Source organism: Vibrio profundum (assembly GCF_050337555.1).
Taxonomy (GTDB): Bacteria; Pseudomonadota; Gammaproteobacteria; order Enterobacterales; family Vibrionaceae; genus Vibrio; species Vibrio profundum.
This window is the reverse complement of sequence record NZ_JAKJTA010000006.1, coordinates 267,584-280,584: the sequence shown is the minus strand read 5'-3', so window position 1 is coordinate 280,584 and position 13,001 is coordinate 267,584. Positions and strand designations below refer to the sequence as shown.

The 13,001-nt window shown below is 49.4% G+C and carries 9 protein-coding genes; 5 read left to right on the top strand and 4 right to left on the bottom strand.

All coding sequences use genetic code 11. The features are described from left to right. Nucleotides 1-18 precede the first annotated feature (18 nt). A complete protein-coding gene (locus tag L4C34_RS07310) occupies nucleotides 19-495 on the top strand; it encodes an ATP-dependent Lon protease (RefSeq protein ID WP_428788675.1) in 477 nt (158 codons plus the stop codon). Nucleotides 496-614: 119 nt separating this feature from the next. Here the strand turns inward: L4C34_RS07310 and L4C34_RS07305 are convergent, their stop codons facing one another. Then, nucleotides 615-2,918, bottom strand: a complete 2,304-nt coding sequence (locus L4C34_RS07305) for a Tex family protein (RefSeq protein WP_428788674.1) — start codon at nucleotides 2,916-2,918, stop codon at nucleotides 615-617. 255 nt (nucleotides 2,919-3,173) lie between these two features. Between L4C34_RS07305 and L4C34_RS07300 the strand changes: the two genes are divergently transcribed. The 4 genes from L4C34_RS07300 to envZ all read left to right on the top strand — a co-directional run bounded on the left by L4C34_RS07300 (nucleotide 3,174) and on the right by envZ (nucleotide 7,931). Next, nucleotides 3,174-5,012, top strand: a complete 1,839-nt coding sequence (locus L4C34_RS07300) for an ATP-dependent zinc protease family protein (protein WP_428788673.1) — start codon at nucleotides 3,174-3,176, stop codon at nucleotides 5,010-5,012. 84 nt (nucleotides 5,013-5,096) lie between these two features. Then, the gene (gene greB / locus L4C34_RS07295; RefSeq protein ID WP_428788721.1) at nucleotides 5,097-5,594 is read left to right on the top strand and encodes a transcription elongation factor GreB; all 498 of its coding nucleotides are present in this window, start codon (nucleotides 5,097-5,099) and stop codon (nucleotides 5,592-5,594) included. A 195-nt stretch (nucleotides 5,595-5,789) separates the two neighbouring features. Further along, complete coding sequence (ompR, locus tag L4C34_RS07290; RefSeq protein ID WP_428788672.1) at nucleotides 5,790-6,509, top strand: osmolarity response regulator transcription factor OmpR; 720 nt, start codon at nucleotides 5,790-5,792, stop codon at nucleotides 6,507-6,509. Between the two features lie 120 nt (nucleotides 6,510-6,629). Next, nucleotides 6,630-7,931 (top strand): two-component system sensor histidine kinase EnvZ, encoded by a 1,302-nt coding sequence (envZ, locus tag L4C34_RS07285; RefSeq protein WP_428788671.1) that lies wholly within the window; start codon nucleotides 6,630-6,632, stop codon nucleotides 7,929-7,931. Between the two features lie 23 nt (nucleotides 7,932-7,954). On the opposite strand, the gene recG is transcribed toward envZ, so the two are convergent. The 3 genes from recG to spoT form a co-directional block, all read right to left on the bottom strand. Beyond that, nucleotides 7,955-10,033, bottom strand: a complete 2,079-nt coding sequence (gene recG, locus L4C34_RS07280) for an ATP-dependent DNA helicase RecG (RefSeq protein ID WP_428788670.1) — start codon at nucleotides 10,031-10,033, stop codon at nucleotides 7,955-7,957. 79 nt (nucleotides 10,034-10,112) lie between these two features. Further along, nucleotides 10,113-10,808: a tRNA (guanosine(18)-2'-O)-methyltransferase TrmH gene (trmH, locus tag L4C34_RS07275; RefSeq protein ID WP_428788669.1), complete on the bottom strand. Its 696-nt coding sequence runs from the start codon at nucleotides 10,806-10,808 to the stop codon at nucleotides 10,113-10,115. A gap of 41 nt (nucleotides 10,809-10,849) precedes the next feature. Continuing rightward, nucleotides 10,850-12,970 carry a bifunctional GTP diphosphokinase/guanosine-3',5'-bis pyrophosphate 3'-pyrophosphohydrolase gene (gene spoT, locus L4C34_RS07270; protein ID WP_428788668.1) on the bottom strand — a complete coding sequence of 707 codons (2,121 nt, stop codon included), beginning with the start codon at nucleotides 12,968-12,970 and terminating at the stop codon, nucleotides 10,850-10,852. Nucleotides 12,971-13,001: the final 31 nt, after the last annotated feature.

Here is a 13,001-nt window from a genome sequence, read left to right as displayed (position 1 = left end):
TAATGAGGAGGTAAGTTCATGATCGTGTCACCAGCAAATGTTGGTGCGCCGCTTATCGCCCCATCAGTGAATGTGCAAACGGAGCAAGCCGCGCACGAAAATAAGTCACGTGAGCCGATAGTACCGACGGTCGAGTTGGTGAAAAGCCATCCTGATCGCAGGTTGACGTCAGATGACAAAAGGCGCAAACGCGCATCTTGGGATCCTGCACAGCATCCAGCTTATGAAGTAGGCCTTGCAGAAGAAGATGCGGCGCCAGCAGAGGGAGACGCCGATGCTAAGGCGAGGTTAGCTAAGCTCTTTAGCTTGTTGTCATTAGACACCTACAGCTCACAACAGGGGAAGGGCTATGCCATGCGCTTCAAGTTGCCCCGGCACATCATTGATGCTGCGATAACAGAAGGGAAGATGGCGCGTCGGCGCACTGTGATTCAATATCACTACGGACACGCCGTGATACCAAACACACCTTCTGACGTGATAGCAGTGTTGTAACTACTGATATTGAAACCGCTGAGGTTAATGAAGTTGTAGAGGTTGTTGCAACAAAGCCACGTACCAATACCCACTCCTATGAGTGGGTATTTTTTTGCTAGGTAGCGGTGGTCTGCAGATTATTTTTTCGCTTTGGCAAATGCCGCCGCGAATGCGCCGCCCATAGCGTTGTCCGCGTTAGAGCTACTGCGCTTGGCTGGCTTTTCCGTTGTGCGCTGGCCGCCAGAGCGAGTAGATTGGTTTTGTCCCGGTTCATCTTTTAGTCGCATGGATAAACCAATACGTTTACGCGGGACATCCACTTCCATCACTTTAACTTTGACGATATCACCTGCTTTCACGACCTCACGTGGGTCGGCGACGTAACGGTCGGTGAGCGCAGAAATATGCACTAAACCATCTTGGTGCACACCGATATCGATGAAGGCGCCAAAGTTCGCCACATTCGACACCACCCCTTCCAAAATCATGCCGGGCTCCAAATCTGATATTTTATTGACGCCATCGGCGAAGCTAGCGGTTTTAAATTCCGGCCGGGGATCTCGGCCGGGTTTATCAAGCTCTTTGATGATGTCGATAATCGTTGGCAGGCCAAAGATATCGCTGGTGTATGCTGACGCGTGTAAGCTTTTTAGGAAGTCACTATTACCCAGTAGCTCAGGGATCGCACGGTCATTTTTCTCGGCAATGCTTTTTACCACAGGATAGGCTTCAGGGTGTACAGCAGAACTGTCTAATGGGTTCTTGGCGTTTAAGATACGTAGGAAACCTGCGCATTGTTGGAACGCTTTTGGCCCAAGACGAGCGACTTTCTTTAATGTGCTTCGAGCTTCGAAGCGGCCGTTGTTGTCACGGTATTCGACAATGTTTTGCGCGATGGTTTTGCTCAGGCCAGCCACGTGAGCGAGCAGTGCGGGTGAGGCAGTGTTAACGTCGACGCCCACAGCGTTCACACAGTCTTCGATGACGGCTTCAAGGCGTTTCGCCAGCATGCTTTGGCTTACATCGTGTTGATATTGACCCACGCCAATGGACTTGGGATCAATTTTCACCAATTCGGCCAGTGGGTCTTGCAGACGACGTGCGATAGACACAGCACCACGCAGAGAGACGTCCATATTAGGGAATTCTTGCGCGGCTAATTCAGAAGCGGAATAGACGGAGGCACCCGCCTCACTGACCATGATTTTATCGGTTGGTAACTTGCCGCGTTTGATGACGTCAGCGACAAAAGCGTCGGTCTCACGTGAGGCCGTGCCGTTACCAATCGCAATGAGGTCAACATGATATTTTTCGACCATGGCGGTTAGGACATGTACCGACTTATCATATTGTTTTTGTGGCGGGTGTGGATAAATAGTTTCGGTCGCCAGCACTTTGCCCGTCGCATCCACCACTGCAATTTTTGAACCTGTGCGCAGGCCTGGATCGAGACCCAAAGTCGTACGGGCGCCAGCAGGGGCGGCCATCAATAGATCTTTTAGGTTGCTGGCAAAAACATCGATTGCTTCTGTTTCTGCTTGCTCTTTGAGCGTCGCCATCAACTCGGTTTCCATGTGCATGGAAATCTTGACGCGCCATGCCCAACTGATTACTTGCTTGCGCCAAGCATCACCGACGGAATCTGAGAGGTGTAGGTCGTAGTGCTCGGCAATCAAAGTTTCACAGTGTGAGCTACGAATGCTGGCATCTTGTTCTGGGTCGGCATTGAGGGCGAGGGTTAAAAAGCCTTCGTTGCGTCCGCGCAGCATGGCCAGTGCTCGGTGAGACGGGACCTTACTTAGTACCTCATCATGAGTAAAGTAATCTTTGAACTTCTCACCAGCTTGTTGCTGGCCTTCTATTACGCGAGCGGATAAATGCGCATGTTTGGTTAAATAGCGGCGCACGTTCGCCAGAAGATCGGCGTCTTCAGCCATCTGCTCCATCATAATGGCTCGCGCGCCATCGAGTGCTTGTTTGGTTTCTTGGATCCCTTTATCAGGGTTTAGGTAGCCTTGTGCCACTTGTTCTGGCTGGCTATCTGGGCGCTGCCATAATTGTTCAGCTAGCGGTTCAAGGCCAGCTTCGATGGCAATTTGCCCTTTGGTGCGGCGCTTAGGTTTGAACGGTAAGTATAAATCTTCAAGGCGCGTCTTGGTGTCTGCTTGTTGTAATTGCTGTTCGAGTTCAGCGCTGAGCTTTCCTTGCTGCTGAATTGAGTTGATGATGCTATCACGGCGCTCGTTGAGCTCTCGCAGGTAGGACAAACGGCTATCGAGGTTACGTAGCTGAGTGTCATCTAAGCCACCTGTGGCTTCTTTTCGATAACGTGAAATAAAGGGAACAGTGTTGCCATCATCAATTAAAGTAACCGCAGCAGTCACTTGTTCGATACGAACGGTCAGTTCATTGGCAATCAGTTGATAGATAGCTTGGCTCATCCGTGGGATCTCTTAATTATAAGTGTTTACGTTGTCCGTGTTTTTAGGCCAACATTGAGTCATGATCTATAAATTGGGGTAGCGGTACGATTTTGCAATTGTTTGACGCTTGGATTGTCAATGAAATTGAAACTTTTAGTCCTGCGTAAACCCAGTGTTAGTAGTGTGTCAAATACACGAGGTACACTGGAACTATGGCTGCAGATCGCTTATCTGATACGTGACAGCTTATTATTATCCAGAGGAACGATAAATATGCACAGATTTATTCTGGCGGTGTTGGTATTTGGCTTATTGGCCGCTTGGGGAATTAATGCCGAAGAAGGGCGCTATTCATTAACCGATCCGGCGTATTCTCTGGATAACAAATTAGTGCTTGGTCGGCAGGAGAATGTGTATTTTCCTGATGTGAAAGGGCTAGAGACGGTTCCTTTTAGTGCCAAAATTGACAGCGGCGCGGATTCCTCATCCATTAATGCTGTTGATATTCACATTCATACCCAATTTCCACAATTGGCTCACTTGCAAGATAATGAGCTGCTTGCCGCTATCATCAAGACCTCTCATGACCGCAGTGAAGCTTGGCTAAAAGATCATGCTAAATCGCAAACCATGGTCTCATTCTCAATGCAAAACCCGTATACGGGTGAGAAAACCCACCTAGAGCGCCCGTTGGTAAAAGTCAGCCAGATTCGTAGTCGCAGTAGCAAACAACCTATTTTACGTCCACGGATTAATATCAAGCTGCGTATTGCTGGAAAAACAGTGTCGACTCCAGTGAACTTGACTGATCGCCGGCACTTTTCTTCTTTGGTGTTGATTGGTCGCACATTTTTGCAGCAGCAAGCTTGGGTGTTACCCGGCTATCAATATTTACAAGCCCAGCCAAAAGCCTTGATCGCAGGTCGTGAAGAAACGGTGACGGTGAATGGGGTGAAGCAAGCCGTTTCAGTATCGCTAAAACATAAATACAGCCGTTTACAGGCGAAAAATGTGCAGGTTCAAGGGCAGCAAGTGTCATTTGAGCTTCTCGGTGCGAATAAAAAACTGACGGTGCCGGTAGTTAGAATGCTCAATGTGAGCGGCGTGATGAAACCTTTGGTGTATCTGCCGGTGCAGATCAATGCGGAGACTCAGCAGTATTGGTTGGTGTATGTGGCCGAGAAGCCGGAAGGGAAGAGCCCCATTCGCCTTGGCACGAACACCATTAGTCGCTATTTCGTGATTGAGCCTGCTGAGCGAGAGTTGTTTGCGCGAGCGCTGCAAACTTACCAGCCGCCAAGCGCAGCTGAGACTCTGCTTCTTGCGCCGAACGATGAAGTGGCGTTGGATAGCATGACGGTATCAACGACGTTGGCACCCGCTCGGGTTACTCCCGTACTGCATGTCGAAAAGTTGCATTTGTATCACCAAGGCAAACAGGGGATGGTGGAATATAGTTGGCCGGATGGCAAAGGCGGCAGTCACAAAATCGCCAAGTCCGTCGTTCGTTGGGTGAAAGTGGGCAAGCATCGTCACCCTGTCGTAACGGGCAGTATTACAATCCATGGCAAGGTTCAGCCATTGGATTTCGCGCTTGATGGTGTAGGGCATGAACGGCCTAAACCCTACCTCACCTTAGGACGTACTCTGAATGACTACCAGCTATTGGTGAACACTCGCGTTGATAATTTGTTGCTGCCGCATCCGTTGTTTAAAGCTGGCCACATTGAAATGGCGCAAGTAGCAGGGATGCGTTTCCCCGTAAAATTGGATAGCGGCGCTGATGTGAGTTCCATCAGTGCGCAGGATATTCACCTGTTTAAAAAAGAAGGTAAAAAAATGGTGCGCTTTGTCTATCGCAACAAACAAGGCGCTAAGAAAACGTTTGAACTTCCGGTCGATGCCATGATGCGGGTTAAAGCGAAAAAAGGTGAGAAGGCTAAACCACGCCCGGTGGTGACTATGACGGTGAAACTTGGTGATGTTGAAGAAGCTATTCAAGTCAATTTACAAGATCGTAGCCGCTTTGAATATAGTATGATTTTGGGCAAAAACTTTCTTAAATACGGCGTGTTAGTTGGAAGTTCGGCAAATTACCAATTGGGTAAATAGGCTATCGGCCTGTCGCTTATTGCTGAGTTCTAGGAATAACATGTATAAACAAGTGATGGTAAAGCACAACAGCAAGGATAGATGGTGAAAAGTAAACTGATCACTAGAGAAGGGTATAACAAGTTAAAACAAGAACATGATCACCTATGGCATGAGAAAAGGCCGGAGATCACCAAAATTGTTACTTGGGCGGCTGGGCTAGGCGATCGCTCTGAAAACGCAGACTACACCTTTAACAAACGCCTGTTGCGCCAGATTGACCGACGGGTGCGTTTCTTACGTAAGTTCTTGCCAGAAGTGACGATTGTTGATTATTCGCCGCAACAGGAAGGCAAAGTGTTTTTTGGCGCTTGGGTAGAAATTGAAAATGAGTCGGGTGAGATGAAAGCGTTTCGTATTGTTGGCCCAGAAGAGATTTATGGGGATGCGAAAGGTTATATCTCGATTGATTCACCGATGGCGCGTGCGCTGCTGAAGAAGCAGGTGGATGACGAGTTTGTGGTCCGCACCCCGGAGGGAGACAAAGAATGGTTTGTTAACTCAATCCGCTATGAAAAAACTCCAGCTGATGGCGTAAACTAGCCTTGGTTTATCACCATTTACTGAGAAAAGCGTTGGTCATCAAGTTATCTTATGGCTGACGTTGAAAGAGCGTTTTCAATTGGTTAAAAAGGAAATATGCGTTAACACTTCTTTGCGCCGCTAGTGCCTAAAGGATGTTACATTGAGTGGATTCACGCGAAGGCTGAATCAATTTCCGTTGGGTAAGGGCACGAAATGCAGGAAAGCTACAAAATTTTAGTGGTCGATGATGATGCACGGCTACGTTCGTTATTAGAGCGCTACTTGACCGAACAAGGTTTTCAAGTTCGCGGGGTGGCGAATAGTGAACAGATGGACAGAGTGTTAACTCGAGAAAACTTTCATCTGATGGTACTTGATTTGATGTTGCCCGGCGAAGATGGATTATCGATTTGTCGCCGTTTACGTGCAGCCGATAACAATCTGCCGATTTTGATGCTGACCGCCAAGGGCGATGAAATGGATCGCATTATGGGCCTTGAAGTCGGTGCTGACGATTATCTGCCTAAGCCATTCAACCCACGAGAGCTCCTTGCTCGAATTAGAGCGGTGATGCGTCGCCAAACGATTGAAGCACCTGGCGCGCCAAGCACGGAAGAGTCTGTGGTCGAGTTTGGTGAGTTCCGCTTAAACCTTGGTACACGGGAGATGTTCCGCGGTGAGGAGCCGATGCCGATCACTTCTGGCGAATTTGCGGTGCTAAAAACTTTAGTCACCAACGCTCGTGAGCCAATGTCTCGCGATAAGTTAATGAATATGGCACGTGGTCGTGAATATTCAGCGATGGAGCGTTCGATAGATGTTCAGATCTCCCGTTTACGCCGGATGTTAGAAGTGGACCCAAGCAAGCCACGTTATATTCAAACCGTATGGGGTCTGGGTTATGTTTTTGTGCCCGATGGCAGTGAAGCTTAATCAGTCAGTGTTATTGCTCACCAAATACAATTAACCGCTAAACTCTACTAAGCGTTTTACTAGGCACCTGGCCAATTGGCAGGTGCCTGTTTATTTTTGCTATCAGGATGTGGCCTGCCGATGCGTATTCGTAGCTCCTTTACCCAATCTATTATTATCTTTTTCACCTTATTGGTGGCGAGTCAGATCTACTCTTATTACGCGGTATTTAATTATGCACTGCTGCCAAGCCTGCGCCAATTTAACAAAATCCTTGGTCACGAAATAAATCTGATGCTTGATGAAGCGGATAACGACACGCTTAAAATTGGTGACCCAGCTCGTCGGCGCGTACTCGACCAATTGGGCGTGACCATTCATTCATCTAGCGACCCGTTAGTGGCGGAACAGTTTCAGCGCGCGGTGCCGATTGAGCTGATGAGCAAAGACATGACCCATGAGCTAGGTCTGAAAACGGAAGTGCGGATGACGTTGGATAGCCACAGTTATGTACTGTGGATGAAAATTGCTTCTATGCCAAACGCCTTATTACGAGTGCCGTTAACCGAATTGCAAGAAGGGGATTTTGCGCCGTTGTTTCGTAATAGTCTGCTGATGGCGATTTTGATAGTACTGGGTGGTTGGGTGTTTATTCGTCTGCAAAATCGGCCGCTATCGGCATTGGAAACTGCGGCTAAAGCGGTTGGGCGGGGAGAGATTGCGCCGACGCTTGATGAAAAAGGGCCATCGGAAATACGCGCTGTGACGCGTGCCTTCAACCAAATGTCACAGGGCATTCAAGCCGTGGAAGAAGACCGAGCCTTATTGATGGCTGGTATTAGCCATGATTTGCGCACCCCGCTCACTCGTATTCGTTTAGCAACTGAAATGATGTCTCCAGAAGATAGCTACTTGGCTGAAGGAATCATTAGTGACACGGAAGAGTGTAATGAAATCATTGGTCAGTTTATGGATTATTTGAAACCTGCTGACCAGCAGGCGTTTCAAAGTGTTGATGTGAACACTATGGTGGACAATGTGGCGAATGCTGAGGGCAATCGCGGCGTCGCAATAGCGCTCAATTTAGCCCAGAGTAACCTTGAAGCACTAGGTTGCGCCGTGGCGATGAAGCGCGCCATTACTAACTTAGTGGTCAACGGTATTCGATATGGCGATGGTTGGTTGCAGATCAGTACTGGGATGACTGCGGACAAGAAGCAAGTTTGGGTGTGTATTGAAGACAATGGTCCCGGAATTGATGAAACGCAGATGGCCAAATTATTTGAACCTTTCACTCGCGGTGATACGGCGCGCGGTAGTGAGGGGACGGGCTTGGGGCTCGCGATTGTGAAACGGGTTATGAGTCAGCATCAAGGAACGGTCACGCTGCACAATCGCACGGAAGGCGGACTCAAGGCGCAGATTAGTTTTCTGGCGCATTGAGTTCGAGGTGAAATTCTCGGTCGCTAGGCTTTGGAGTAGCTTTCCCTGTCTCCGAGCCAGCGATCGATGATTGCCGATGCGCTATCCGGGTATTGCTGATGTAAGTAACTGGCAAGCTTTTGCACTTCAGGCACCAAATGCTGGTCGCGTAATAAGTCGGCTATCTTAAAATCTGCCAGCCCGGTTTGTTTGGTACCCAATACCTCTCCGGGGCCGCGGATTTCTAAATCTCGCTGCGCGATAACGAAGCCATCATTACTGTCACGTAGGACGCCGAGTCGTTTCTGCGCTGTATTGGAAAGTGGCGCGTGGTAGAGCAGCACACAGTGACTGGCAACGCTGCCTCGCCCGACTCGCCCGCGTAGCTGGTGCAATTGCGCTAAGCCTAATCGTTCTGGATTTTCAATGATCATCAAGCTGGCGTTGGGCACATCCACGCCCACTTCGATGACGGTCGTGGCCACCAATAATTGCAATTCATTACGCTTAAACGCATCCATCACCGCTTGCTTCTCAGCAGGCTTCATCCTGCCGTGTACCAAGCCTATTTTGACGTCGGGAAGTCTGCGAGTGAGCTCTTCGGCGGTATCGGCAGCAGCTTGCGCTTCGAGAACTTCAGATTCATCGATGAGGGTACAGACCCAGTAAGCCTGTTTATTTTCATTGTGGCAGGCATTGCGAACCCGCTCAATAATGGCGTCGCGTTTGCTATCGGGGATCGCAACCGTTTGAATCGGTGAGCGGCCTGGTGGCAGTTCATCAATGATGGAAGTAGCCAAATCGGCGTAAGCTGTCATGGCTAAGGTGCGAGGGATTGGCGTTGCGGTCATGATTAACTGGTGGGGCTGCATTCCCGCTTGCGCGCCTTTCGCTCTAAGCTCAAGTCTTTGGTGGACACCAAAGCGATGCTGTTCATCAATGATCACTAAAGCAAGGTTGGCAAAACTGACTTGCTCTTGGAAGAGGGCATGAGTACCCACCACCATTTTAGCTTGCCCTTGGGCAATGGCATCAAGGTGTTGCTGTTTTTCTTTCTTCTTTTGCTTGCCAGCAACCCAGCCTACTTGGATACCCATAGGTTCAAACCAGCGAGTAAAGTTTAGAGCGTGCTGTTCAGCAAGAATTTCGGTAGGCGCCATTAAGGCCACTTGGTAGCCTTGCTCAATGGCGCTGACCGCAGTGAGCGCGGCCACTAAGGTCTTACCTGAGCCGACATCTCCTTGCACCAGACGCATCATCGGAAAAGGCTGATTGAGATCTTGCTCAATTTCAGCCACCACGCGAGCCTGCGCCTTGGTTGGAGTAAAAGGTAGCTGCGCCAGTAAATCCCTTTTGAGTGTTTTTGCTTCCCTCAACTTGGGCGCGGCTTCTTGTTGGCTTTGGCTACGCACAGCGAGCATGGATAGATTTTGTGCGAGTAATTCTTCTAAAATTAGGCGTTTTTGCGCTGGGTGTTTGCCTTTATCAAATTCACTGAGATCTAGGGATGGCTCTGGACGGTGAATGGTGTGCAGTGCATCAGCTAGGGTGATTTGGTGATCGTACAGCCCGCTTGGCAACAGTTCTTGTACTGAGCTACTGGCCATTAACTCCAGCGCCTGCTCGGTTAGGTTCCTTAGCGTAATTTGTCTTAGACCGTCAGTAGTTGGGTAGACAGGGGTAAGGTGCTGGTCTAGCTTTGGTTGGTTATCCGGTAAATAAAACTGATAATCTGGATGGACGATTTCAAGGCCATGCTGACCACGTTTAATCTCACCGTATGCATGCACAGGTTTTTCTGGCGCAAAGTTGTTTTTCATCGCCGCGGTGAAATTAAAAAAACGTAGAGTGATGCTACCATTGCCATCGCTAAGCTTTACCGTGAGCATTTTCCGGCGGCCAAAGCTGGTATCAACGGCCATGACTTTGCCTTGCACTGAAGCCCAAAGTCCCGGGTGCAGTTTTACCATAGGGTAAACACGGGTGCGGTCTTCATAACGGCTCGGTAGGTGGAACAGCAGATCTTGTACATTGTGCAGGCCAATGCGAGCCAGTTTTTCGGCCACTTTGGCACCGACGCCAGACAGCGAAGTGAGCGGGATAGCAGATAAAAGTTGGCTCATGATCAGTCTCTTAGATAAACATACTAGAAATAGTTAACCATTAGGCTGTGTTTTTGTACAGGAAATTTGCCAGTGGGTGCTATTTGCTTTGCATTCGTTGCCACCACTTATCGTCAGCGACAATTTGTCCTTGATCATCAAGGCTTGGATAGGGAAGTCGTTTGTGCTTGGCCACTCTGGCCACTCTGGCCAGCACTGGATGGCCACGTTCAAATAAAATGCGCTGAATGGTTTGTTCCGGTAAAGCACTTTTCTCACGTTGGTACATACCCGCTGCTTGTCGTTGGCGCTGAGCTTCATATAGGACCACGGCGCTCGCGACCGAGACGTTCAGTGATTGCACCATACCCATCATAGGGATGATGATATCTTGATCGGCAAGAGATACCGCTTGTTCAGAAGTGCCAGACTTCTCGCTGCCGAAGATCACAGCGGTTGGTTGCGTGTAATCAATCTCGCGAAAATCTACCGCGCTATCAGATAAGTTAGTGACGAGCACTTGCATGCCCTGCTCTTTGAAGGTGTGCACTGCTTGTTTTATGTTATCGTGTGTATCGAGTTCAACCCAGTTGCGCGCGCCTGCTGAGGTGTGGCTGAGGGTGCGCATTTGTGCGGTAGGCCATACCGCATGAACTTTGTGCAGCCCTGTGGCATCGGCGCTACGAATGATCGCGGAGACATTATTGGACTTGTGGACTTCTTCGAGGCAGAGGGTCAGATCTGGCTGGCGCGCCGCAAGTACTTGCTGGATACGCTGATATCGTTCTAGGTTCATAGTGTTAAGGTAGCGAGCGCATTTTGGCGCTCGCTATAAGGTTAGTTTTTGCGGCGTCGAACGCGTAGTACGTGTGGCATGACGCGAATTCTCTTCATTATGCCAGCAAGGTGTACACGGTCTTTGGTGGTGAGCAGCACTGTAATGGTATACAAACGGCCATCTTTTTCTTCGGTGGAAATACCGTGAATATTAGAGCCAGTTTGGGAAATCACATTCGTTAGCTCGGCTAACGCACCCTGATAATTTTGCATATCAATTTGCAGCTCAGTGATGAACTCTTGATCGTAGCCCTCTGACCATTCCACTGCCATGTATTTGTCCGGTTCTTTTTGATAACCACGGACATTTGGACAAGTTTCTCTGTGCACCACTAGGCCTCGTCCCGGAGAGACGTGCGCGATAATGTGGTCATCAGGGATCGGATGGCAGCAATTCGCGAACGTCAGCAAAATGCCTTCTGCGCCGCGGATTGGTAGCTTTTTCTTCGATTTTCCATTGGTGCTGGCGGTATCGGTCAGCTCGTCGGTGTCACCAAGTAAACGACGGGCGATGACGATACTCATCAATTCTCCAAGACCTATCGAAGCGAGCAGATCATCCACACTGGCTATTTTAAGATCAGTGAGCACGTTTTCTACGCTTTCAGTCGCGATCTCAGACAAGGATTGTTCGCCAAGCGCATGATTGAGTAGGCGACGCCCTAAGGTAATCGATTCTTCTCGGCGCATGGTTTTCAGCACTTGGCGGATTTTAGTCCGGGCTCGCGATGTCACGACATAGTTAAGCCATGCCGCGTTCGGTCTTGCGCCTGGAGCACTGATGATTTCGATCGTTTGGCCGTTTTTCAGCGATTTACTGAGTGGGTAAGGGTTTCTGTCGACTCGAGCACCGACACAAGTGTTACCGACATCAGTGTGCACCGCGTAAGCAAAGTCGACCGCCGTTGCGCGTACAGGAAGCTCAACGATGCGTCCTTTCGGCGTGAAGACGTAAATCTCGTCAGGGAATAAATCAGACTTCACATGCTCGATAAACTCAAAGGAGTTACCTGCACTTTGCTGTAATTCCAGCAAACTTTGCATCCAGCGCTGAGCTTTCACTTGCGCTGTCGTCCCTGTCGCTTCCCCTTTGCCTTTGTATGACCAGTGCGCAGCGACACCTTTGTCCGCCATTTGCTCCATGTCTTCAGTACGGATTTGAACTTCAACGGGTACGCCGTGTGGGCCAACCATAGAAGTATGCAAAGACTGATAGCCATTGGCTTTTGGGACGGCGATATAATCTTTCATCCGACTCGGACGAGGCTTATATAAACCGTGCACTTGGCCAAGAGCTCGGTAGCAGGTATCAGCGCTGTCGACGACGACACGAAATGCGTAGATATCCATGATGGTATGGAAACGCTGTTCCTTGGTTTTCATCTTGTTGTAGATGGAAAACAGGTTCTTCTCGCGCCCAACCACTCGGGCATTGAGACCAAAATCTTCTAATCGGCCTTCAATCTCGCTGTGAATACGCTGGATCATCTCTTTGCGATTGCCACGCGCCGAGCGAACTACTTCTTTGAGAACGCGATAGCGGTTGGGGTACAGGGCTTCAAAGCCGAGCTCTTCCAGTTCCACTTTTATATTGTGGATACCGAGGCGGTGGGCCAAAGGAGAATAAATTTCGAGGGTTTCACGCGCGATACGACGTTTTTTATCTGGCCGTAGTACGCCCAGTGTGCGCATGTTATGCGTTCGGTCAGCGAGCTTAATCAAGATCACTCGGATGTCTTGCACCATCGCCAGCACCATTTTGCGGAAGTTCTCCGCTTGGGCTTCTTTGCGATCGCGAAACTTTAGTTTGTCTAGCTTAGAGACACCATCGACAAGTTCGGCAACAGTATGACCAAATTGGCGTTCGAGGTCTTCTTTGCTGACGTCACAGTCTTCAATGACATCGTGCAGGAGGGCTGCTTGCAGTGTTTCAATATCAAGGCGCATTTCTGCCAAGATTCGAGCAACGGCAACGGGGTGGATGATATAAGGTTCGCCGCTGGTGCGAGTTTGCCCCTCATGGGCGTCTCGCGCTACCACGTAAGATTGACGCAGAGCCTCTAGTTGAGGCTCTGCTAAGTATTCTTGGGCAACGTCTTTGAGGCTATCGAATAGATACAAATTACATACCCGTAAGCTGGTTTAGCCTAAA